Annotated in this window: 21 protein-coding genes and 2 pseudogenes; 9 read left to right on the top strand and 14 right to left on the bottom strand. The window is 72.1% G+C overall.

The window, feature by feature from the left end; all coding sequences use genetic code 11:
* Positions 1–126 precede the first annotated feature (126 nt).
* Positions 127–807 (bottom strand): annotated as a pseudogene (locus AC3CF1_RS10265) (phosphoribosyl-AMP cyclohydrolase); the annotation flags it as partial.
* A gap of 195 nt (positions 808–1,002) precedes the next feature.
* Between AC3CF1_RS10265 and AC3CF1_RS10270 the strand changes: the two are divergent.
* The 4 genes from AC3CF1_RS10270 (at position 1,003) to AC3CF1_RS10285 (ending at position 3,679) form a co-directional block, all read left to right on the top strand.
* A complete protein-coding gene (locus tag AC3CF1_RS10270) occupies positions 1,003–1,758 on the top strand; it encodes an ABC transporter ATP-binding protein (protein WP_354983040.1) in 756 nt (251 codons plus the stop codon).
* Positions 1,755–2,510, top strand: a complete 756-nt coding sequence (locus AC3CF1_RS10275) for an ABC transporter permease (protein WP_354983039.1) — start codon at positions 1,755–1,757, stop codon at positions 2,508–2,510. The genes AC3CF1_RS10270 and AC3CF1_RS10275 overlap by 4 nt, the downstream gene beginning before the upstream one ends.
* Positions 2,511–2,571: 61 nt before the next feature.
* On the top strand, positions 2,572–3,168 hold the full coding sequence (locus tag AC3CF1_RS10280) for a TetR/AcrR family transcriptional regulator (protein ID WP_210793896.1): 597 nt from the start codon (positions 2,572–2,574) through the stop codon (positions 3,166–3,168).
* 103 nt (positions 3,169–3,271) lie between these two features.
* Entirely contained in the window at positions 3,272–3,679 is a 408-nt protein-coding gene (locus AC3CF1_RS10285) for a DoxX family protein (protein ID WP_088949342.1), read from the top strand.
* A 45-nt stretch (positions 3,680–3,724) separates the two neighbouring features.
* Here the strand turns inward: AC3CF1_RS10285 and AC3CF1_RS10290 are convergent, their stop codons facing one another.
* The 3 genes from AC3CF1_RS10290 to AC3CF1_RS10300 form a co-directional block, all read right to left on the bottom strand.
* Positions 3,725–4,474, bottom strand: a complete 750-nt coding sequence (locus AC3CF1_RS10290) for a DUF2470 domain-containing protein (RefSeq protein ID WP_354983038.1) — start codon at positions 4,472–4,474, stop codon at positions 3,725–3,727.
* An 87-nt stretch (positions 4,475–4,561) separates the two neighbouring features.
* A complete protein-coding gene (locus AC3CF1_RS10295; RefSeq protein WP_488452062.1) occupies positions 4,562–6,331 on the bottom strand; it encodes an ABC transporter ATP-binding protein in 1,770 nt (589 codons plus the stop codon).
* Between the two features lie 126 nt (positions 6,332–6,457).
* Positions 6,458–8,341, bottom strand: a complete 1,884-nt coding sequence (locus AC3CF1_RS10300; protein ID WP_099855980.1) for an ABC transporter ATP-binding protein — start codon at positions 8,339–8,341, stop codon at positions 6,458–6,460.
* A 173-nt stretch (positions 8,342–8,514) separates the two neighbouring features.
* Between AC3CF1_RS10300 and AC3CF1_RS10305 the strand changes: the two genes are divergently transcribed.
* The 3 genes from AC3CF1_RS10305 (at position 8,515) to AC3CF1_RS10315 (ending at position 12,187) form a co-directional block, all read left to right on the top strand.
* The gene (locus AC3CF1_RS10305; RefSeq protein ID WP_354983037.1) at positions 8,515–9,144 is read left to right on the top strand and encodes a TIGR03085 family metal-binding protein; all 630 of its coding nucleotides are present in this window, start codon (positions 8,515–8,517) and stop codon (positions 9,142–9,144) included.
* A 127-nt stretch (positions 9,145–9,271) separates the two neighbouring features.
* Entirely contained in the window at positions 9,272–10,222 is a 951-nt protein-coding gene (locus tag AC3CF1_RS10310; protein ID WP_488450263.1) for a terpene synthase family protein, read from the top strand.
* Between the two features lie 138 nt (positions 10,223–10,360).
* Entirely contained in the window at positions 10,361–12,187 is a 1,827-nt protein-coding gene (locus tag AC3CF1_RS10315) for an AMP-dependent synthetase/ligase (RefSeq protein ID WP_488450265.1), read from the top strand.
* 45 nt (positions 12,188–12,232) lie between these two features.
* On the opposite strand, the gene AC3CF1_RS10320 is transcribed toward AC3CF1_RS10315, so the two are convergent.
* On the bottom strand, positions 12,233–13,537 hold the full coding sequence (locus AC3CF1_RS10320; RefSeq protein ID WP_488450267.1) for a low temperature requirement protein A: 1,305 nt from the start codon (positions 13,535–13,537) through the stop codon (positions 12,233–12,235).
* Between the two features lie 122 nt (positions 13,538–13,659).
* Complete coding sequence (yczR, locus tag AC3CF1_RS10325; protein ID WP_099855988.1) at positions 13,660–15,111, bottom strand: MocR-like transcription factor YczR; 1,452 nt, start codon at positions 15,109–15,111, stop codon at positions 13,660–13,662.
* Positions 15,112–15,170: 59 nt separating this feature from the next.
* Between yczR and yczE the strand changes: the two are divergent.
* Both yczE and AC3CF1_RS10335 read left to right on the top strand, forming a co-directional pair.
* Positions 15,171–15,819, top strand: a pseudogene (gene yczE, locus AC3CF1_RS10330) (membrane protein YczE); the annotation flags it as partial.
* A 193-nt stretch (positions 15,820–16,012) separates the two neighbouring features.
* Positions 16,013–16,474 carry a hypothetical protein gene (locus AC3CF1_RS10335; RefSeq protein WP_488450270.1) on the top strand — a complete coding sequence of 154 codons (462 nt, stop codon included), beginning with the start codon at positions 16,013–16,015 and terminating at the stop codon, positions 16,472–16,474.
* 5 nt (positions 16,475–16,479) lie between these two features.
* Here the strand turns inward: AC3CF1_RS10335 and hisF are convergent, their stop codons facing one another.
* The 8 genes from hisF to hisH form a co-directional block, all read right to left on the bottom strand.
* Complete coding sequence (hisF, locus tag AC3CF1_RS10340; protein ID WP_088949351.1) at positions 16,480–17,247, bottom strand: imidazole glycerol phosphate synthase subunit HisF; 768 nt, start codon at positions 17,245–17,247, stop codon at positions 16,480–16,482.
* Between the two features lie 73 nt (positions 17,248–17,320).
* Entirely contained in the window at positions 17,321–18,319 is a 999-nt protein-coding gene (locus tag AC3CF1_RS10345; protein ID WP_488450272.1) for an NADP-dependent oxidoreductase, read from the bottom strand.
* 46 nt (positions 18,320–18,365) lie between these two features.
* Complete coding sequence (locus AC3CF1_RS10350; RefSeq protein WP_088949353.1) at positions 18,366–18,797, bottom strand: organic hydroperoxide resistance protein; 432 nt, start codon at positions 18,795–18,797, stop codon at positions 18,366–18,368.
* A gap of 5 nt (positions 18,798–18,802) precedes the next feature.
* The gene (locus tag AC3CF1_RS10355) at positions 18,803–19,249 is read right to left on the bottom strand and encodes a MarR family winged helix-turn-helix transcriptional regulator (protein WP_088951911.1); all 447 of its coding nucleotides are present in this window, start codon (positions 19,247–19,249) and stop codon (positions 18,803–18,805) included.
* Positions 19,250–19,328: 79 nt separating this feature from the next.
* On the bottom strand, positions 19,329–19,718 hold the full coding sequence (locus AC3CF1_RS10360; RefSeq protein ID WP_088949354.1) for a RidA family protein: 390 nt from the start codon (positions 19,716–19,718) through the stop codon (positions 19,329–19,331).
* Positions 19,715–20,440 (bottom strand): bifunctional 1-(5-phosphoribosyl)-5-((5-phosphoribosylamino)methylideneamino)imidazole-4-carboxamide isomerase/phosphoribosylanthranilate isomerase PriA, encoded by a 726-nt coding sequence (gene priA, locus AC3CF1_RS10365; protein ID WP_088949355.1) that lies wholly within the window; start codon positions 20,438–20,440, stop codon positions 19,715–19,717. The genes AC3CF1_RS10360 and priA overlap by 4 nt, the downstream gene beginning before the upstream one ends.
* A 14-nt stretch (positions 20,441–20,454) precedes the next feature.
* On the bottom strand, positions 20,455–20,778 hold the full coding sequence (locus AC3CF1_RS10370; protein ID WP_088949356.1) for a hypothetical protein: 324 nt from the start codon (positions 20,776–20,778) through the stop codon (positions 20,455–20,457).
* 36 nt (positions 20,779–20,814) lie between these two features.
* Positions 20,815–21,447 (bottom strand): imidazole glycerol phosphate synthase subunit HisH, encoded by a 633-nt coding sequence (hisH, locus tag AC3CF1_RS10375; protein WP_088949357.1) that lies wholly within the window; start codon positions 21,445–21,447, stop codon positions 20,815–20,817.
* Between the last annotated feature and the right edge of the window lie 2 nt (positions 21,448–21,449).

Here is a 21,449-nt window from a genome sequence, read left to right on the forward strand (position 1 = left end):
CGCAGACCCGGCGGGCCGGGCCAGCTGGGCCACGTAGCGGTCCAGCCGACCGTCGACCAGGGCGGCGGCCAGGTCCGCGCCGGCCGTGTCCGCGATCTCCTCGGCGTACGGCCGGATGAGCGGCAGGGTGCCGGCGACCAGCCGCACGGCGGCGGCCCACAGCTGGCTGGTGGCGCCCGGACGCAGCCCGAGGCAGAGCAGCATGTCCGACCGGTAGCCGGGTGGGGCGACCGGCAGTTCCAGGGCCGCCGCGAAGGCCGCCCGACGGGAGTGGACCCGCACCGACGGGTTGGCCGGGCGCAGCACCGACGGGCAGAGGCGGGCCAGGTCTGCGACGGCGAGCCGGACCCCCACGCGGTCGTTGGCGACGCGGGCGGCGGCGGCCTTACCGAGCGTGGCGATCAGCTCCTCCAGCCGGGGCGGCTCGGCGGGCTGACAGAGCACCGGCAGATCGATCCGGGGCCGCCAGTGCGGGTCGGCCCAGAGCAGTCGCGCCGGTGTGGTGACCGGCAGCCCGAACGCCCAGTCGGCCGGTTCGCCGAGTCGGTGCACCCAGGAGCGGACGTCACGGGCGGCCACCGAGACGTGGGTGACCCGGCCTGCGGACTCGGCCAGGTACGCCTGTCGGGCGGCGTACGGGGCACCGCCGACCAGCACGTCGAGGTCGACGTCGCTGTGTGCGGTGGCGGCGCGGCGGGCGTGACTGCCGCGCAGCAGGATGCCGACGACCGGCCGCTCGGCGCCCTGTCGCAACCGCGCGGCCCAGTCCTCAAGAAAACCGCTGTCCGGTAACGGAGCGTGACCCACCGCGCCATCGTGCCGTACGTCCGATCAGCGCGCAATGCCCGTTGGCGGACTCGGTGTCCGGTCCGGAGCCTACTGCCCGTTCTCACGCTGTACGCGACGGCGGGCAGTCGGACACCGGCCTCGACCGTTGCGCCCGGATCGGTATTTCATCTAGCGTTGAGTTCAACAGATGATGAGTTTCTTTGGAGGTGCGCGATGGACGACGCGATAGCCGTCCGCGACCTGGTCGTCGACCGAGGCGGGCGGCGGGTGCTGGACGGCATCAGTTGCCGCGTCCCGCGCGGGGCGGTCACCGGCCTGCTCGGCCCCAGCGGCAGCGGCAAGACCACGTTCATGCGGGCGGTGGTTGGCGTGCAGGTGGTCGGCGGCGGGGAGATCACCGTCCTGGGCCAACCGGCGGGCACCCCGGCGCTGCGCCACCGGGTGGGCTACCTGACCCAGGCGCCGAGCGTCTACGCCGACCTGACCGTTCGGGAGAACGCCCGCTACTTCGCCGCCCTGTACGGGCGAGGGCGGGTCGAGGCCGACCGCGCGGTCAGCGATGTCGGGCTGGCCGATGCGGTGGGCCAACTGGTCGCCACCCTCTCCGGCGGTCAACGCAGCCGGGCCTCCCTGGCCTGTGCGCTGGTCGGCGAGCCGGAACTGGTCATCCTCGACGAGCCGACCGTCGGTCAGGACCCGGTGCTGCGGGCCGACCTCTGGGCCCGGTTCCACGCGATGGCCGCCGCCGGCACCACCCTGCTGGTGTCCAGTCACGTCATGGACGAGGCGGCCCGCTGCGACCGGCTCCTGCTGATCCGCCAGGGGCGGCTGATCGCCGACGACAGCCCCTCCGCCATCCGCACCGCCGCCGGTGTCGACGACCTCGACGAGGCGTTCCTGCGCCTGATCCGGGCCGGCGAGGCGGGCCCGACCACCACCGCCACGACAGCCGGACAGGAGCAGTCATGAACCCGCGGATCCTGGCGGCCACCACCGGCCGCATCCTGCGCCAGCTCCGGCACGACCGGCGGACCATCGCGCTGCTCGTGGTGGTGCCGGCCGTCCTGCTCACCCTGGTCTACTTCATGTACGCCGACCAGCCCACCCCGCCCGGCCAGCCGACGACGTTCGACCGGGTCGCGCTGGTGATGCTGGGCATCTTCCCCTTCGTGATCATGTTCCTGGTGACCAGCATCGCCATGCTGCGCGAACGCACCTCCGGCACCCTGGAGCGGCTGCTCACCACACCGCTGGGCAAGCTCGACCTGCTCTTCGGGTACGGCATCGCGTTCGGGCTGGCCGCCGCCGTGCAGGCCGCGGTCGCCGCCGGTGTGGCGTACTGGATCTTCGGCCTGGAGACCGCCGGCAGCATCGGTCTGGTGATCGGGATCGCCGTCGTCGACGCCGTGCTCGGTGTCGCCCTCGGGCTGCTGTGCAGCGCCTTCGCGCGCACCGAGTTCCAGGCAGTACAGTTCCTGCCAGTCGTGGTGATCCCCCAACTGCTGCTCTGCGGGCTGTTCGTGGCCCGCGACCAGATGGCCGGCTGGCTCCAGGCGCTCAGTGACGCCTTCCCCCTGTCGTACGCCATCGAGGCGTTGCAGGAGGTCGGTGCCCACGCCGAGCCGACCGGCACAATGTGGCGGGACGTGGCGGTGGTGCTCGGGGCGGTGGTGCTCGCGCTCGTGCTCGCGGCGGCCACCCTGCGTCGACGCAGCGGGTGAGGCTGCGGCAGCCGTGGGCGCACGGCCCACGGCTGCCCAGGTGGACGAACGAAGGGCGGCGATGACGCGGCGGACCGGCCGGCGACCCGGCAACCCGGACACCCGGGAGGCGATCCTCGACGCGGCGCGCACGGCGTTCGCCGAGCGTGGCTTCGACTCCGCCTCGATCCGCGCCATCGCCGGCACGGCAGGCGTCGACCCGGCGTTGGTGCACCACTACTTCGGCAGCAAGGACCAGCTCTTCCTCACCGCGATGAACTTCCCGGTCGACCCTGGTGAGCTGGTGCCGAAGGTGATCGCCGGCGACCCGGACGGGGCCGGTGAGCGACTGGTACGCACCTTCCTCGGCGTCTGGGACTCACCGGCCGGCAGCGCCGCCCAGGCACTGCTGCGCTCCGCGGTGAGCAACGAGTGGACCGCTCGACTGCTGCGCGAGTTCGTCACCACCCAGGTCCTGCGGCGGGTGCTCGAACAGCTCGACGTCGATCCGGCCCAACTGCCACTGCGCGGTTCCCTGGTGGCCACCCAGATGATCGGCCTGGCCATGATGCGGCACGTGGTGCGTCTGGAGCCGGTCGCCTCGGCGGACCCGGAAACCCTGGTCGCCGCGATCGGCCCGACGATCCAGCGCTACCTCACCGGCCCCCTGCCGACCTAGGGGCGGTCGCGGCGGGCCGGCTCTCGAGTTCGCAGGGTTGAACGGTGCGGAATCGGAGATGGTAGGGGAAGTCCGTCTTCGACAGAGCCCCAGGAACAGGATCATGAGCCAACCGACGAAACCCGTTCTGCAGGCCATCGGTCAGGCCTCCCTCGGCGCTGTCCTGCTGAGCACCGGCGTTGGTCACCTGACGACGAAGCGGCAGGAGTTCCGGGCACAGGTGCCGTCCTGGCTGCCGGTCGACGTCGACAAGGTCGTGGTCGTGTCCGGTCTCGCTGAGGTCGCGCTGGGATCGGCGTTGCTGGCGACGTGGCGTCAACCCGCCCGCCGGTTGCTCGGCCGGGCCGTCGCCGGCTTCTTCGTCGGGGTCTTCCCCGGCAACATCGCCCAGTTCGTCGAACGCCGAAACGGCTTCGGGCTGGACACCGACCGCAAGCGGGCGCTACGCCTGCTCGGTCAGCCGGCGCTGGTGGCGTGGGCGCTGGCCGCGACCCGCGATCGGTCCCGCTGACGGCGTGCAGCCGGGCAGGTGGCACCGGCGGCGTGCCTGCCGGGCTCAGTACGGCGGATGGGCCTCGGCCGGGCGGCGCAGCGTCGGGAGCAGCCAGCCCAGTTCGTCGGCGTCGGCCAGCGGATCCGGGAAGGCCAGCCGGATCCTACGCCGCGCGCCCGGTCGACCGAGGGCGACCACCAGCCCGTAGCGGTCGATGCGCACCACCCGGGGTGGCCCGTCCGGGGTCTGCTCGGTCAACCCGAGCTGCCGGCGCAGATACTCGGTGACCTGCGCGCCGTCGCGCTCCGCGAGGTCGGCCAGCAGACGCGCCTCGATCGGGTGCACCGGGTCCGGCTCGGCCTCGGCGTACTCCACCGGGTCGACCCGGTGCACGGCGCCGGCCCGCTCCCAGCGGACCTCGACCACCTCGAAGCGGAACAGTCGGAACCGCGTGCCCAGGTCGAGCAGGTCGCCGGTCGGCTCCACCGCGGCGAAGTCGACAGCCGCGTGGCGGGCCTCGTCGCCGTGCAGCTCGGCGGCCCACCCGGAGACCCAGGCGCGACCCAGACCGGGCGCTCCGGCGGCGGGCGGCAGATCGAGCACGTCGAGCACCACCGCCACGTCGCTGCCCCCGGCCACCGGTTGCAGCGCGGCGGCCAGGTGGCTGGCCACCGGCACCAGCAGCAGCACCCGCCCGTCCGGGTCGGTCACGTGCCGGGCGTGGTGCGGGCCGGGCCGGTGGGCCAGGTGGACGAGACCGGGCAGGCGCCCGGCGACGAGGGTACGAACGATCTCGGCGGGGTTGGGCCGCATGGGCGCGACCTCCTTCGAAGGTTAGGCTTACCTAAGCCGGAGCCTAGAGCACCTGACCTTCGACGTCCACCACACCGGCGCATCGCGTCACCGGGTCTGCTCCAGCCAGGACGCGTAGAGCAGGCCGTAGACCGAGTCCGCGTCGCGGACCAGCTCGTCGTGCGGACCCCGCTGCACCACCCGACCCCGGTCCACCACGATCACCTCGTCGGCCGCCTGCGCCGTGGAGAGCCGGTGGGCGATCGCGAGGGTCGTCCGGCCCCTGGTGACCGCGTCCAGGGTGCGTTGCAACCGCACCTCGGTCGCCGGGTCCACCGCGCTGGTCGCCTCGTCCAGCACCAGCAGGTCCGGATCCGCCACGTACGCGCGGGCCAACGCGACCAACTGCCGCTCACCGACGCTGAGCGCCTCGCCGCGCTCGCCGACCGGAGTGTCCAGCCCCGCCGGCAGGCCATCCAACCAGTCCGACAGACCCAGCTCGGTGAAGGCGGCACTCAACTGCTCGTCGGTCAGCTCCGGCCGGGCGAACCGGACGTTGTCCCCCACCGTCGCGTCGAAGAGGAACCCGTCCTGCGGCACCATCACCACCCGGGAGCGCAGCGAGTCGAACCGGACGTCCGCCAACGGCACCCCGGACAGCAGCACCGCCCCCGCCGACGGGTCCATCAGACGGGTCAGCAGCTTCGCGAAGGTCGTCTTGCCACTGCCGGTCTCGCCGACCACCGCCACCCGGCTCTTCGCCGGAATCTCCAGGTCGATGTCGTGCAACACCGGCGGACCGCCCGGGTACGCGAACCGCACCCCCGCGAACCGGATGTCCAACGGCCCGCTCGGCAGGTCCCGTCCCTGCTCCCCCGGGTCAGCCACGTCCGGGGCGACGTCCAGCACGTCCAGCACCCGACGCCAACCCGCGATCGCGTTCTGCGCCTCGTTGAGCACCTCGGTGGCGATCTGCACCGGCTGGATGAAGAGCGTCACCAGGAACAGGAACGCGGTCAGCTGGCCGATCGACAGCGTGCCGTCCACGCCCAGCGTCACCCCCAGCACCACCACGCCGGCCAGCGCCAGCCCCGCGGCCAACTCACCGACCGAGCTGCCCACGATGCTGATCCGGATCGCCCGCTGCTGCGCCAGCCGCTGCCCGTCGATGGCCTCGTCCAGCCGCCGCTCGGTGCGCCCCGCGATGCCGTACGCCCGGATCACCGGCGCGCCCACCACGCTCTCGCCGATCGCGCCGAGCAACGTGCCGGTGCGCTGCCGCACCGTCGCGTACGCCGAGCCCAGGCGCTGCTGCAACTGCCGGATGACGAACACGGCCGGCAGGAACGCGGCCAGCACCACCAGGGTCAACTGCCAGGAGTACGCCAGCATGACGGCGGTGGTGACCACCAGCTGACCGAGGTTGACCAGCAGGATCACCCCGCCCCACTGGAGGAACTGGGTGATCTGGTCGACGTCGCTGGTCACCCGCGAGACCAACGAGCCGCGCCGCTCCGACTGCTGGTGCAGCATCGACAGGTCGTGCACGTGCCGGAACGCCCGCGTCCGCACGTTGGCCAACGCCGTCTCGCTGACCGTGAACAGCCGGCGCATCATCAGATAACCGCAGACCGTCGTGATCACCAGGATCGCCGTGGTGATCGCCACCACCGTCCAGACCACGTCGAGGTTCAGACCACCGACGAGGCCGCGGTCGATGCCCTGCTGCACGGCGACCGGCACGGCCACCCGACCGACCATGTAGACCAACGCCAGGGCAAGCGTGCCGGCCAGACCGGTCCGCAGCTCCGGCGACAGCGCCAGACCTCGGCGCAGTGTCTGCCAGGTCGTCTCCTCCCGCTTGTCAGCCGTCCCCATGGGAGTCGTCACCGGGCCCGCCTTTCGTTCGCGACTGCGGGGCTCCGCTTCGCTGCACTCCTCGCGCTCACCGGGCTGGCCTTTCGTTCGCGACTGCGGGGCTCCGCTTCGCTGCACTCCTCGCGCTCACCGGTCCACCTCGATTTCCAGGCCCGAGGGCAGCGGCGCGACATCGTCGCCGTACGAACTTTCCTGCGCGCGGTCGACCTCGGCCTGCTCGTAGGCGGTGACGAGGTCGACGTAGCCGGGCACGGTGGCCAGCAGCTCGGTGTGGGTGCCCCGGGCAATCACCCGCCCCTGCTCCACGTAGATGACCTCGTCGGCGAGCGCGATGGTGGCCCGCCGGTATGCCACCACCAGGATCGACGCGACCGGCACCCCCGGCTCGGCCGTCGACGACCGCAGCCCGGCCAGGATGGCCGCCTCCACGCGGGGGTCCACCGCGCTGGTCGCGTCGTCGAGCACCAGCAGGCGCGGCCGGCCGGCCAACGCGCGGGCCAGGGTGAGCCGCTGCCGCTGCCCGCCGGAGAGGGAGGTGCCCCGCTCACCGACCATGGTGTCCAGGCCGTCGGGGAGCGCGGCGACGAACCCGTCCGCCTCGGCGAGCCGAAGCGCCGCCCAGACGGCCTCGTCGTCGATGCCCTGCCGGTCGAGGGCGATGTTGGCGCGAACCGTGTCGTCGAAGACGAACGGCACCTGCGCGACCAGCGCCACAGTGCCGGCCAGCGACGCGGCAGTCAGCTCGCGCACGTCCACCCCGTCCAGGCTGACGGTGCCGGAGTCCGGGTCGACGAGGCGCACCGCCAGCGAGGCGATGGTGGACTTACCGGCGCCGGTCGGCCCGACCAGGGCCACCGTCCGACCGGCCGGCACGGTGAAGCCGACCTCGCCGAGGACCTGCGCCCCGGTCTGGTGCGCCTCGGCCGGTGGGTAGGAGAAGTGCACGTCACTGAAGGTGAGGGTGGCCGGGCCGGCGCCGGCCGCGTCGAGCACGCGCTGCCCGTACGGCATCTCGCCGGTGGCGTCGAGCACCCGGCGGACCCGGTCCCAGCCGGCGACGCTGCGCGGCAGCTCGGCCAGGACCCAACCGATGGCCCGCACCGGGAAGGCCAGCACGGTGAAGAGGAAGGCCACGCTGACCAGCTCGGTCACGCTGATCGCGCCCTGGCGCAGCCGGAACGCCCCGACCACCAGCACGGCCAGGGTGCCGAGACTGGGCAGGGTCTCCAACAGCGGGTCGAAGATGCCGCGGAGCCGACCGACCGCGATCAACGAGTCGCGCAGCTCACCGGCGCGGCCCGCGAACCGGGCGGTCTCCTGGGCCTCGCGGCCCATCGTCTTGACCACCAGAGCGCCGTCGAAGCTCTCGTGGGCGATGCCGCTGACCTCGGCGCGCAGCCGCTGCGCCCGAGCCTGCCGGGGCGCCATCCGGCGGGAGTAGACGACGTTGAGCGCGAACAGCGCGGGGAAGACCGCCAGGCCGACCAGGGCGAGCGCCCAGTCGGTGGCGAAGAGCGACACGATCGCGCCGACCAGCATCACCAGCGTGCCGACGGCGAAGGGCAGCGGCGCGATCGGGTACCAGGCCGCCTCCACGTCGGAGTTGGCGTTGGACAGCAGGGTGCCGGTGGAGTTGCGGTGGTGCCAGGACAGCGGCAGCTCCAGGTACCGGCGGGTGACCCGGCGGCGGTAGGAGGCCTGGAGGCGGTACTGCATGTAGCCGGCACCGAGCCGACGGCCGAAGATGCCCGCCACCCGCAGCACGCTGATCCCGAACAACGCGGTCGCCGCCAGCGCCAGGGTGCCCGCGCCCACCTCGCCGCGTTCGATGGCCGGAAGCGCCACCTCGCCGATGACCGACCCGACGACCCGCGCGCTGACGATGATCATCCCGCCGAAGAGCACGCTGCCCACGACCGCGACGGTGAAGATCCGTGGCTGCTCGCGGATCGCCTGCCGCAGGACCCCCAGCCCTCGGCTGAGCACGTCCCGACTTGTCCTGCTCGCCACACTCTCCCCCGCCGTAAGCCGCAATTATCTCCCTCATCCTTACCGGTCCAGGCCAGCACCGCCGACCCCGACGGGATATGTCGACCATCACGTACCGGACGGGGCGAACCGCGGACATCGAACCGGCGGACGGTAGCCGCGCGCCAACGGGCCGCCGGGCCTACGATCAGGCCATGCCGCGGTACGCCCGAGCCGAGCGCGATGCGCTGGCCGATCTCTTCCTGGCCCTCGGGCCGGACGCCCCGACGATCAACGAGGGGTGGGCGACCCGTGACCTCGCCGCGCACCTGGTGCTGCGGGACCGCCGCCCGGACGCGGCCGGGGGCATCATGCTGCCGCCGCTGCGCGGCTACGCCGAGCGGGTCCGTCTCCGACTCGCCGCACAGCCCTACCCGGACCTGGTCGACCAGGTGCGCAACCCGCCGTTCTGGAGCCCGGTCAGCAACCGGGTGACCGACGAGCTGGCCAACATGATGGAGTTCTTCATCCATCACGAGGACGTACGGCGGGCCGGCTCCGGGTGGCAGCCGCGGGACCTGCCGGTGGGCCTCCAGGCTGCTCTCTGGAAGCGCGCCTCCCCGATGGCCCGGTTGACACTTCGCCGTTTTCCGGCGGACCTCTACGTGCAGGCACCCGGCCACGGCGAACTCTCCGTCGGCCGGGGCGGCGAGCCGCTACGGGTGGTCGGCGCCCCGGCCGAGCTGGTCTTGTTCCTTTCCGGTCGGCAACGGGTGGCCCGGGTCCAACTGGACGGTCCTCCAGAGGCCGTCCGACGCCTGCGGACCGCCAGCCTGGGAATGTGACGCTATGTCTGGAAACGGTCACAGGTCCACTGTGGAATGCCCCACACCCAGCGACGAAGGCTGATACCTCCTCCCGTACGCTTTACCGCGTCACTCTTCGCCGAGCGGCAACGAGTGGGGGCAGACTGTGCGAAGTTTCGCGATTTCGGCGCTGCGGGAGCCCCCGTTTCCCGTAGGTCGCCACGAGGCCACCGAACGGGTGGCGGACGAGAGCATCGAGTGGGCGCAGACCTTCGGGCTGATCGATTCCAGCCAGCGGGTTCGTCGGCTGCAACGGGCCGACGCCGCCGGCCTGGCCGGCCGCGCCTGCCCGGCGGGTTCGGTGGACGGGTTGCGACTGCTCACCGACCTGATCAGCTGGCTCTTCGTGATGGACGACGCCTGCGACGAGGACGGCCTCGGCGCCGACCCCGTCCGGCTGGGACCGGCCATCAGCACCCTGCTCGACGTGCTGGACCGGTACGGCGACCCGGACGTCCCACCGCCCGCCGTCGGACCCCTGGGTGACGCGTTGCACGATCTGTGCCGCCGGACCCGGCTGCACGACGACCATGCGGCGCTGCTGCTGCGGTTCATCAGCCAGATGCGGGAGTACCTGCTGGCACTGCTCTGGGAGGCGACCAACCGGGAGCGTCGGCGCGTGCCGGAGATGGCGGAGTACCTCCAACTGCGCCGGCACATCGGCGGCGTGCACCCCTGCCTCACCCTGACCGACCTGGCATCGGCGCGGCCCCTCGGGGCGATCCAGCGCGCCAACCCGGCGCTGCTCGCACTGGATCTGCTGGCGGTGGACCTGGTCTGCTGGTGCAACGACCTCTTCTCCTACGGCAAGGAGAGCCAGGCTGATCCGGAGGCACACAACCTGGTCACGGTGATCGCCCAGGGCGCCGCCGGGGACGAGGCGACCGCGCTGCGGGCCGTGGCGAACCGGTTCAACCAGAGCCTGGGGGCGTACCTGGAAGCGGAGGAGGCGCTGCTGTCCAGCGGGAACGACGAGATGACCCACGCGGCGGCCACCCGGCGCAACTGGGTCCGGGCCACCTACGACTGGTCAGTCGTGGCTGCCCGATACGCCTGATTCCGCCGGACCGGTCGGCGGGTTGGGCCGGCCGGACGATCACCAGGGCTAGCCGATGCACGGTGCCACGCAATACTCTTCGGTAACCATCATGACGTGACGACGGTCACGCCACCACCCCCGAAGGCGGCTCCAGCGATGGCTCTCGATGTACCGTACCGTTCCATCCCGGACATGTTCCTCAAGCGCGTGGCGGCCACCCCCGACCGGAACGCGTTCGCCTCCCCCGCCCCCGACGACTCGGGGCCCGTCTGGCTGACCTGGGAGCAGGTCGGCCAGCGTGCCAAGGCGGTCGCCGCCGGCCTGCACGGCCTGGGCGTCGGCCAGGAGGACCCGGTCGCGATCCTCGCCAACACCCGACTGGACTGGGTGATCGCCGATCTCGGCATCATGTGCGCCGGCGGGGCGACCACCACCGTCTACCCGACCACCGAGCCGGCGGACGCGACGTACATCATCGCCGACTCCGGCTCGAAGGTGCTCTTCGCGGAAAATCCGGCCCAGGCGGCGAAGATCGCTGGCGCCAACCTGCCCGCGCTGACCCACGTGGTGCTCCTCGACGGCGACACCGACCAGGCCGCGGCGATCCCCCAGTTGACCCTCGCCGAGCTGGAGGAGCGGGGCACCCGCGCGCTGGCAGCCGAGCCGGATCTGATCGACATGCTGGTGGCCGGCATCGGCCCCGACCACCTGGCCACCCTGATCTACACCTCCGGCACCACCGGTCGACCCAAGGGCGTCGAGCTGCTGCACGGCGGCTGGTGCTGGGAGGCCGTGGCGCAGGCGGAGGTCGGGCTGCTGCGCGACGACGACCTGCAGTACCTGTGGCTGCCGCTGGCCCACTCGTTCGGCAAGACGCTGCTCTGCGGTGCCATCCATGTCGGCCTGCCCACCTATGTCGACGGGCGGGTGGAGAAGCTGGTCGACCTGCTGTCGGTGATCCGCCCGACGTTGATGTGCGGCGCTCCCCGGGTGTTCGAGAAGGTCTACAACCGGGCGGTGACCACCGCGCAGGACGGCGGCGGCGCGAAGGCGAAGATCTTCGCCTGGGCCGTCGGCGTCGGCAAGGAGAAGGTGACCCTGGAGCAGGCCGGCAAGCCGGTGTCGGCCGGGTTGAAGCTGCGCTACGGCGTGGCCGAGAAGCTGGTGTTCAGCAAGCTCCAGGCCCGCCTCGGCGGCCGGATGCGGGTGCTGGTGTCCGGTGCGGCTCCGCTCAGCCCGGAGATCGCCACCTTCTTCGCCGCGGCGAACCTGCCGATCTCGGAGGGCTACGGCCTGACTGAGACCAGCGCCGGCAACTTCGTCAACCCGCCGTCCGGGCTCCAGATCGGCACTGTGGGCCGGGCGATGGGTGACCTGGAGTGCCGGATCGACACCGACGGGGAGATCCTGGTGCGTGGCCGGCCGGTGATGCGCGGCTACCACAACCTGCCGGAGGAGACCGCCGCCGCGTTCACCGAGGACGGCTTCTTCCGCACCGGTGACATCGGCACCCTGGACGAGCAGGGCTACCTGCGGATCACGGACCGCAAGAAGGACCTGGTCAAGACCTCGGGCGGCAAGTACATCGCGCCGTCGCACATCGAGGGGATGTTCAAGGCGATCTGCCCGTACACCTCGCAGGCGGTCGTCGTCGGTCAGGCCCGCAACTTCTGCACGATGCTGGTCACGCTGGACCCGGACGCGATCCGGGGCTGGGTCGCCGGTGGTCCGCTGGAGGGGCGCAGCTACACCGAGATCGTCGCCTCGCCGGAGGCCCAGACGATGGTCGAGGAGTACGTCGCCCAGCTCAACGCGAAGCTCAACCGCTGGGAGACGATCAAGAAGGTGGCCATCCTGCCGCGCGACCTGACGATCGAGGACGGCGAGATCACCCCGTCGCTGAAGATCAAGCGACGTGGTGTGGAGAGCAACTTCGCGGCCCAGATCGACAAGATGTACGCGGGCACGCTCGCCGAGCTGTAAGCCGGCCGAGGGTCCCGTGTCGGCGAGAGGGCCGGCACGGGGCCCTCACAGGTGGTGGCCCCGCCACCTCGTGTGTCCCTCTTCCGCGGCGAGCTGCTCCTCGAACGCCTTCTGCCGGACCCCGGCCCGGCGCCGCGAGTCGACGACCGTCTGCGCGGCCACGGCCAGCGTCGTGGCCAGGGCCAACATGCCCAACGCGATCAGCTCGGGCAGCGACACGGCAACCGGCACCAGCGCGACCAGCAGCAGGATCCCGCCGATCGTGGGCCAGCGGGGGGCGCCGAGCATCAGCCGGCCGAGCACGATGAGCGCGAGCAGGTAGAGCGCGACCCCACCGTAGAGCGCCAGCAGGTCGAGGCCCGGCAGCGGGATGCCCCAGCTCGGTGTGTTGGGGTCGGCGCCCTCGTGGATCAGCCCCTTGAGCCCGAGCGCGAACAGGATGACGCCGGCGATGACCGGCAGGTGCAGGTAGCTGTAGGCGTTCCGGGCCAGGATGGCACGGGCGTCCGGGTCGCGGGTGCGGTGCAGGGTCTGTTCCATGCCGAGCGCCAGGGTGTCGAAGTACGCCCACCACATCGCGGCGACCACCGCGACGCCGAGGAGCGCGGCGAACAGCACCGGCCAGGTCAGCGGCAGCCCAACAGTTTCGTTGGGACTGAACCCGAGCGCGATGATGGTCTCGCCGAGGGCGACCAGGACGATCTGACCGTGCCGCTCCGCCCAGTGCCCGGCGGACAGCACCGTCCACCCGCTGCCCCGCAGCGTGAGGCCGGCTCCGTACTCCACGCCGAGGGCCGCGAGCCAGCACAGCAGGCGGGCCACCGACTCGGCTGTTCCGTCGAAGAGCCGCTGCGGCAGCAGCCCGGCGACCACGATGAGGGCCGTGGCCAGCAGCAGCGGCAGAACGAGCAGCCGCCAGCGTCGCCGCACGTCGCGGTTCCGGCGGCCGATCCACAGGAAGATCACCGTCTCGCTCACCCGCACCAGGAAGTAGCAGGTCGCGAAGACCAGCGGACCGAACAGCCCACCGGGCCGGTCGACGAACGCCTTCGGCAGACTCAGCGCCAGCACGAAGGCGGCGGCGATGGCGACGAAGCCGATCGCCGGGACGATGCCCTGGTCGGTGCGGATCAGGTTGCCCAGAACGGCGAACCCGGACCAGCACCACCAGAGCAGGGCCAGCAGAACCAGGCACTGCACCAGGCCCCGGGCGGTCGGATTGCCGGCGGTGGCCGTGGTGACGTGCAGAAACGCGAAGACGAAGACCAGGTCGTAGAAGAGTTCGAGCGGGGTCGCCCGTGAGCCCGGCGCGCTCCGGCGGACCCCGCGCATCCCCCCGCCCTCGCCCATCAGGAGATTGTGGCAGCCAAGGTAGGGCGAAAGGTACGTTCCCGTCATACCGTCGAGATACCTGGTGCCGGCGGACAGGCGACGATCGTGGGTCGAGGGCCGGTGGTCGGTGGTCGGTTGGCTCAGGCGATGACGGCGGGCTCCCGCCATCGCTGCCGGCCGGTGCGGTCCAGGTCGTAACGCACCGCCGCGATCCGCCCCACGGCCTCCACGAGGTCTGCGGCCGGCAGGGTGAACGGCAGCCGCAGGAACCGCTCCATGGTGCCGTCCAGGCCGAACCGGGGGCCGGGAGCCAGTCGTACGCCGACCTCCTCGGCGGCCCGGGCCAGCGCGCTGGAGACCGGGCCGTCCAACTCGGCCCACAGCGTCACGCCACCCCGGGGCACTGTCACCCGCCAGTCCGGCAACCGCTGCGCCAGCGCGCCGAGCAGAGCGTCGCGCTGGACGGCCAACTGGACGCGGCGCTCGGCCACGATGGCGTCGGCGTCGGCGAGCAGGTGCACAGCGACCAGCTGGTCCAGCACCGGGCTGGCCATGTCCACCCCGACCCGGACGGCGGCCAGCCGCTGCACCTGCGGCGCGGAGGCGCGCACCCAGCCGATCCGCAGGCCGCCCCAGTAGGGCTTGCTCATCCCGCCGATGCTGATCACCCGGCTGTGCCGGTCGTAGACGCCGACCGGGGGTGGCAGCTCGGTGCCGTCCAGCGGAAGGTCCACGAAGGACTCGTCGATGACCAGATCGGTGCCGACCGCGTGCGCGGCGGCCACCACCCGCTCGCGCAGCGAGGCGGGCATCAGGTGCCCGGTCGGGTTCTGGAACTCCGGAATCAGGTAGGCCAACTTGGGCCGGGTCTGCCGGAGGCTGCCCAGCAGCAGGTCCGGCTCCCACCCGTCGGCGGCCAGGCCGTGGGTGGTGATCCGGGCCCGTCGCCCGGCCAGCGCGGCGAGCGCGTTGGGGTAGGTCGGTGACTCGACCAGCACACTGCCGCCAGGGGCCAGGGCGAGCCGCAACACCAGGTCCAGTGCGTGCTGGGTGCCGCTGGTGACCATGATCTGGTCGGCCGAGGTGGGCAGGCCCCGGGCGGCGTACGCGTCGGCCACCGCCTCGCGCAGCTCGATGATGCCGGTCGGGTGGTAGCCGGCGCCACCCAGATAGCGGGGCAGGTCCTCGGTGGCGGCACGGGCGGCCGTCAGGAGCTGCGGTGGGGCCGCCAGCGCGGCGACACCGAGGTCGAGCATCTCCCGGTCGTCCAGCGGGGTCCACAGGCCGGTGCTGGCCACCCGGTGGTTGCCGGGCAGCATCGTCCAGCTGCCGGCGCCGCGGCGGCTTGCCAGGTGCCCGGTCTCGCGCAGTTGCCGGTACGCGGCGGTGACAGTGGTCCGGCTGATCCGCAACGCCTCGGCCAGCTCCCGTTCGGCGGGAAGGCGGACGCCCAGCGGCAGCCGGCCATCGGCGAGCAGACCGCGCACCGTGCCGGCCAGCGCGGCGTAGTCGGGGCTGCGTCGGCGGCCCGGCAGGGCGTGCCACTGACCGAGCAGACGCGCCAATTGGACGCCGCGCACCTGACCCGTCATGGCCACTCCCCGGATATTGGCTTCTTCCTCGACGTGGATTGGCACCTAGGGTGGCATGCATGGCATTGCTTGGCAATCTGCGGCACCGGCCGGTTCGACGGTTGGTCCAGCTCTACCTGGGGCTCGTCCTCTACGGCGTCAGCATGGCCCTGATGGTCCGCTCCGACCTGGGCCTCGACCCGTGGGACGTGTTCCACCAGGGCCTCTCCGAGTTGACCGGGCTCTCGTTCGGCACCGTCACCATCGGCGTCGGCGCGCTGGTGCTGCTGCTCTGGATCCCGCTGCGGCAGCGGCCGGGTCTCGGCACGATCAGCAACGTCGTGGTGATCGGTCTGGTCGTGGACGCCACACTGGCCCTAATGCCCGCCGGTGGACCCCTCGGCGTCCGGATCGCGCTGCTCGTCACCGGGATCGTCGCCAACGGCGCCGCCACCGGCATGTATCTCGGTGCCCGGCTGGGCCCGGGCCCACGTGATGGGCTGATGACCGGATTCGTGGCCCGTCGGCCGGGCTGGTCGGTTCGGCTGGTGCGCACCGTCATCGAGGTCACCGTCCTGGCGCTGGGCTGGCTGCTCGGCGGCACTGTCGGCCTGGGCACTGTCGCGTACGCGCTGGCCATCGGTCCGTTGGCCCAGCTCTTCATCCCGCCGTTCGCCGTACCCGAGGAAAGTGTGTCCGACGCCACCGCGCACGATGCCACCGTCCCCGACGGTGCCGTGTCCGACGACGCCGACACTCACCCGGCGGAGGCCGACGTGCCGCGACCAGGCAGCACCGCCCCGGCCGCTCCCACCGGCTGAGCCCTCACCGACCGTTCGCGAACCGGCACGCGGTGGTGGTCCGGTGTGCCGGATGGAGGGTGGGTGTTCCCTTCCGCGACGCGCGCCGTCATCATCTCTGCATGGGGGAGAACGGTTGGCGCTGGACGGACGCCTGGATCTTCGTGTCGCTGGTCATCGCGAGCGGAGCCGGACGGCACCACCGGTCGGCCACGAGTCGACGGCCGGAGGGCGTCCGCCTGACCGACGTGCTCTCCACCGCCGACCACCTCAACCACACGATCCCGCAGCGGCACGAGGTGGAGGCCGCGATCCGGCGGCTGGTCGGCGCCGGGCTGGTGAGCGTCGCCGACGGCTGGTTCCGGATCACCGCCGAGGGTGAGCAGCTCTGGCGCACCCGCCCTCGGGCGGGGGTGGCGACCATGGTGGACACCGTGCAGGGGGTGCTGACCCGCCGGCACGCACCCGGCAGCGCCGAATGGATCCTGGAAGAGGCCGACCACGCGGCGGCCGTCCAGGAATACGCGGTCCGTTCGATCCCCACGCCCCGGCGGTCACCGGAGGGGCACTCCGGCGTGCACTGACCGGCTCAGCGCACCGGGTGGCCGCTGTGGCGCAGCGCGTCCTTGACCTCGGCCACGGTCAGCTCACCGAAGTGGAAGACGCTGGCGGCGAGCACCGCGTCCGCTCCGGCACCGATCGCGGGCGGAAAGTGAGCCACCTCACCGGCGCCGCCACTGGCGACCACCGGCACGTCCACGACCGCCCGCACCGCGGCGATCAGCTCCAGATCGAAGCCGGCCTTGGTGCCGTCGGCGTCCATCGAGTTGAGCAGGATCTCCCCCGCGCCCAGCTCGGCGCTCCGCTGCGCCCACCGCACCGCGTCCATTCCGGTGCCGCGCCGACCACCGTGGGTGGTGACCTCGAAGCCGCTGGGCGTGCCGCCGTCGGGCGACCGACGCACGTCGAGGGAGAGCACGAGCACCTGCCGGCCGAACCGGTCGGCGATCTCGGCGATCAGCTCGGGGCGGGCGATGGCGGCGGTGTTCACACCGACCTTGTCCGCCCCGGCGCGCAGCAGTGTGTCGACGTCGGCGACCTGCCGGACCCCGCCACCGACGGTGAGGGGGATGAACACCGACTCGGCGGTGCGGCGCACCACGTCGAGCATGGTGCCCCGGTCACTCGAGGACGCCGTGACGTCGAGGAAGGTCAGCTCGTCCGCGCCCGCCCGGTCGTACGCGGCGGCCAACTCCACCGGGTCGCCGGCGTCGCGAAGGTCGAGGAAGTTGACCCCCTTGACCACCCGCCCGGCGTCCACGTCCAGGCAGGGGATCACGCGCACCGCCACCGTCATGCCGCGAGCCTATCCTCCGTCAACGACACGGCGGTCGACCCGATCGGGTCGACCGCCGTGAACGAGGCCTGGGTCACACCTTGACGAGCATCTTGCCGAGGTTGTCGCCACGCAGCAGGCCGATGAACGCGTCCGGAGCGTTCTCGATGCCGTCCACGATCGTCTCGTCGTAGGACAGCGTGCCCTCGCGCAGCCAGCCGGCGACGTCGCGGACGAACGCCGCCCGCATGTCGTTGTGGTCGTTGACCAAAAAGCCGCGCAGGGTGAGCCGCTTGCCGATGACCAACGCCAGGTTGCGCGGCGCGGCCGACGGCTCGGTCTCGTTGTACTGCGAGATCATGCCGCAGATCGCGGCCCGGCCGTGCAGGTTCATGGCCGAGATGGCGGCCTCCAGGTGATCGCCGCCGACGTTGTCGAAGTAGACGTCGACGCCGTCCGGCGCGGCTGCCCGCAGCGACTCGCGGACCGGCCCGTCGTGGTAGTCGAACGCGGCGTCGAAGCCCAGCGCCCGCAGCCGCTCGACCTTGGCCGGCGAGCCGGCGCTGCCGACCACCCGGCCGGCACCCTTGAGCTTTGCTATCTGGCCGACCAGGCTGCCGACCGCGCCGGCTGCGGCGGAGACGAAGACCGTCTCGCCGGGCTTCATCGCGGCGACCTCCAGCAGCCCGGCGTACGCGGTCAGCCCGGTCATGCCCAGCACGCTGAGGTACGCGCTGACCGGCGCGACGCTCGGGTCGACCGGCCGGGCGGCGGTGGCGTCGAGCAGCGCGTACTCCCGCCAGCCCAGCCCGTGCAGGACGGTGGTCCCGACGGCGACGTCCGGTGCCTCGCTGGCCATCACCTCGCCGATCGAGGCACCGTCGAGCGGCGCGTCGAGGGCGAACGGCGGCACGTACGACTTGACGTCGTTCATCCGTCCGCGCATGTACGGGTCGACCGACATGTACTGGTTGCGGACCACGATCTGGCCCGGGCCCGGCGTCGGGACGTCGGTCTCGACGAGTCGGAAGGTGTCCTCGGTGGGCCAGCCCTGAGGGCGGCTGGCCAGGTGGATCTCGCGGTTTCTGGTCACGGGGTGGTCGTCCTCTCGTCCGCGGTGGGGGTCTCGGTCCGCGAGGTCACGCGGCCAGGGTCTCCCGGACGGTCAGCGTGACGTCGATGTTGCCGCGGGTCGCGTTCGAGTACGGGCAGACCTGGTGGGCCTGCTCGACGATCTGCTCGGCGGTCTCGCGGGAGACGGCGGGCAGGTCGACGACGAGCTCGACGGTGAGCCCGAAACCGCCGCTGCCGTTCGGGCCGATGCCCACCTCGGCCGCGACGACGGAGTCGCTCACGTCGGCCTTGGCCCGGCGGCCCACCAGTCGCAGCGCGCTGTGGAAGCAGGCCGCGTAGCCGGCGGCGAAGAGCTGCTCGGGGTTGGCGGCGCCGCCGGCGCCACCCATCTCCTTCGGCACGGCCAGGTCGAGCGCGAGGGTGCCGTCGGAGGTCTCGACGTGGCCGTCGCGGCCATCACCCTTGGCGGTCGCGGATGCGGTGTAGATGACCTGCATGAGAGTCACTGCTCCTTCTGTCGATGGATGGTGTCGGTGACCCGGGTGAGCGTGTCGCGCAACGCGACAAGCTCATCGATGCCCAGCCCGGTGGCCAGGGCGATCCGCAGCGGGACGTCGCAGAGCTGCTCCCGCAGCGCCCGCCCCTGCTCGGTGAGGCCCACCTCGACCCGCCGCTCGTCGCGCGCCGACCGCCGCCGAACCACCAGGCCCGCTCCTTCCAGCCGCTTGAGCAGCGGGGAGAGCGTGCCGGAGTCCAGTCGCAGCTCGGCGCCGAGCTCGGACACCGTGGGGGCGTCGTCGGGGCGTTCCCAGAGCACCAGCAGCACCAGGTACTGCGGGTAGGTCAGCCCGAACTCGTCGAGGATCGGCCGGTAGACGTCGGTGAGGGCGCGCGACGCGGCGTAGAGCGCGAAGCACACCTGTCGGCGCAACAGCAGATCATCGGTCACCGCTGAACCGTAGCCCACAATTAAGTTGTGCACAACTTATCTGGCCGGGAAGCGGCCGGCACCACGCCGACCGCCGACCTCAGCGACCGCCGAGGTACGCCTCCAACTCCACCTCGACCAGGTGCTCCGGATCCAGCAGACCGGCCACCACCACCAGGGTCGCCGCCGGCCGGACCGCGCCGAAGACCGCGTTGTGCGCCCGGCCCACCTCGTCGGCGTGCAGCCGGTCGATCACATACATCCTGGTCCGGACCACGTCGCCGGGCTCCGCACCCACCTCGGCCAGCGCGTCCAGCCCGATCCGCAACGCCTGCGCGGTCTGGGCGGCGGCGTCACCGACGTGCACCACCCGACCGTCCACCGTCGCCGTGCAACCGGCCGTGAACGCCAGGTCACCGGCCCGGACCACCCGGGAATAGCCGTACCGCTGCTCCCACGGGCCACCCGAGGAGAGCCGGGTGACCGTCACGCCTCGGCCAGGGTCCGCAGCGCCTCGGCCACCGTGAAGGCACCCGCATAGAGCGCCTTACCGGCGATCACACCCTCCACCCCGAGCGGCTCCAGGGTCGCCAACGCCCGCAGGTCGTCCAACGTGGACACCCCACCGGAGGCGATCACCGGCCGGTCCGTGCGGGCGCACACCTCGCGCAGCAGGTCCAGGTTCGGCCCGCGCATCGTGCCGTCCTTGGTGATGTCGGTGACCACGTACCGGCTCGCGCCCGCCTTGTCCAGCCGCTCCAGCACCTCGTACAGGTCACCACCGTCGCGGGTCCAACCGCGCGCCGAGAGGGTGTGGCCGCGCACGTCCAGCCCGATGGCCACCCGGTCGCCGTACTCCCCCACCACGCGGTCACACCAGACCGGGTCCTCCAGGGCGGCGGTGCCGATGTTCACCCTGGTCGCCCCGGTGCCCAGCGCCGCCCGCAGCGACTCGTCGTCCCGGATGCCGCCGGAGAGCTCCACCTTCACGTCCAACTGACGCACCACCTCGGCGAGCAGGTGCGCGTTGGTGCCCCGACCGAACGCCGCGTCCAGGTCGACCAGGTGGATCCACTCGGCGCCGTCCTGCTGCCAGGCCAGCGCCGCGTCCAACGGCTCGCCATAGATGCTCTCGCTTCCGACGGCGCCCTGCACGAGCCGGACGGCCCGGCCGTCGGCGACATCCACAGCGGGTAACAGGGTGAGGCTCAACGTCTTCTCCTCGATCAGGTACGACGGTCCAGGGCGATCACGACGATCGCCGGCAGTACGAGCAGCAAGAGCACCATCAGCGCGACACGCAGCGCCAGGTTGTCGACGAACGTCCAGATCAGAATCAGCGCGGCACCGGTCAGCAGCACAATCGCGGCCCGCTCACCCCGGCTGTGCCGGGGCAACCGTCCGGAGCGGCCCCGCCGCACCTGCGGCGTCAACCGGCGGACCACCGCGCGACGGCGCTGACGGCGCGCCACCTGCCGCTGCCGCACCGCCCGCTCCCGGGCCTGCTCGGCCTCACGCACCGCCCGACGACGGGCCCGTTCCCGGCTCACCGCGACACCCTCGCGCCGGGCACCGGGCGACGACGGTCAGTCACCGCTGGGCAGCGTGACGAGCCAGTTGCGCAGCAGCGCGGCACCGGTGTCGGCGGACTTCTCCGGGTGGAACTGGGCCGCCGACAGCGGACCACGCTCCACCGCGGCGACGAAATCAGTGTCGTGATGGGCGGTGGTCACCGTGGCACCGGCAGCAGCCAGCGCTGCCGGGTCCCCCATCGCGTACGAGTGGACGAAGTAGAACCGGCTCTGCTCCGACAACCCGGCGAAGAGCACCGACCCCTCGGGTGCCCGGACCGTGTTCCAACCCATGTGCGGCAACCGGGTGGCGGCCAACCGGGTCACCCCGCCGGGCAGCAACCCGAGCCCCTTGGTCACCACACCATGCTCCTCGCCGTACTCGAAGAGCACCTGCATGCCCACACAGATGCCGAGCACCGGCCGACCCGCCGCCACCCGCTCGGCGATCACCGGGCCGGCACCGAGCGCCTCGATCCCGGCCATGCACGCCGCATACGCGCCCACCCCCGGGACCACCAGGCCGTCGGCGGCGGCCGCAGCGGCCAGGTCGTCGGTCACCCGCACGTCAGCGCCGGCGGCGGCCAGCGCCCGCTCCGCCGAGCGCAGGTTGCCCGAGCCGTAGTCGAGCACCACCACATCACTCATGT

This window comes from Micromonospora sp. MGP-C2, assembly GCF_057766525.1.

Bases quoted from the DNA above. Each gene is read 5' to 3' on its own strand.
- AC3CF1_RS10270 (WP_354983040.1), top strand. From the start codon at position 1,003: ATGGACGACGCGATAGCCGTCCGCGACCTGGTCGTCGACCGAGGCGGG.
- AC3CF1_RS10275 (WP_354983039.1), top strand. From the start codon at position 1,755: ATGAACCCGCGGATCCTGGCGGCCACCACCGGCCGCATCCTGCGCCAG.
- AC3CF1_RS10280 (WP_210793896.1), top strand. From the start codon at position 2,572: ATGACGCGGCGGACCGGCCGGCGACCCGGCAACCCGGACACCCGGGAG.
- AC3CF1_RS10285 (WP_088949342.1), top strand. From the start codon at position 3,272: ATGAGCCAACCGACGAAACCCGTTCTGCAGGCCATCGGTCAGGCCTCC.
- AC3CF1_RS10290 (WP_354983038.1), bottom strand. From the start codon at position 4,474: ATGCGGCCCAACCCCGCCGAGATCGTTCGTACCCTCGTCGCCGGGCGC.
- AC3CF1_RS10295 (WP_488452062.1), bottom strand. From the start codon at position 6,331: ATGGGGACGGCTGACAAGCGGGAGGAGACGACCTGGCAGACACTGCGC.
- AC3CF1_RS10305 (WP_354983037.1), top strand. From the start codon at position 8,515: ATGCCGCGGTACGCCCGAGCCGAGCGCGATGCGCTGGCCGATCTCTTC.
- AC3CF1_RS10315 (WP_488450265.1), top strand. From the start codon at position 10,361: ATGGCTCTCGATGTACCGTACCGTTCCATCCCGGACATGTTCCTCAAG.
- AC3CF1_RS10320 (WP_488450267.1), bottom strand. From the start codon at position 13,537: ATGGGCGAGGGCGGGGGGATGCGCGGGGTCCGCCGGAGCGCGCCGGGC.
- yczR (WP_099855988.1), bottom strand. From the start codon at position 15,111: ATGACGGGTCAGGTGCGCGGCGTCCAATTGGCGCGTCTGCTCGGTCAG.
- AC3CF1_RS10335 (WP_488450270.1), top strand. From the start codon at position 16,013: ATGGGGGAGAACGGTTGGCGCTGGACGGACGCCTGGATCTTCGTGTCG.
- hisF (WP_088949351.1), bottom strand. From the start codon at position 17,247: ATGACGGTGGCGGTGCGCGTGATCCCCTGCCTGGACGTGGACGCCGGG.
- AC3CF1_RS10350 (WP_088949353.1), bottom strand. From the start codon at position 18,797: ATGCAGGTCATCTACACCGCATCCGCGACCGCCAAGGGTGATGGCCGC.
- hisH (WP_088949357.1), bottom strand. From the start codon at position 21,447: ATGAGTGATGTGGTGGTGCTCGACTACGGCTCGGGCAACCTGCGCTCG.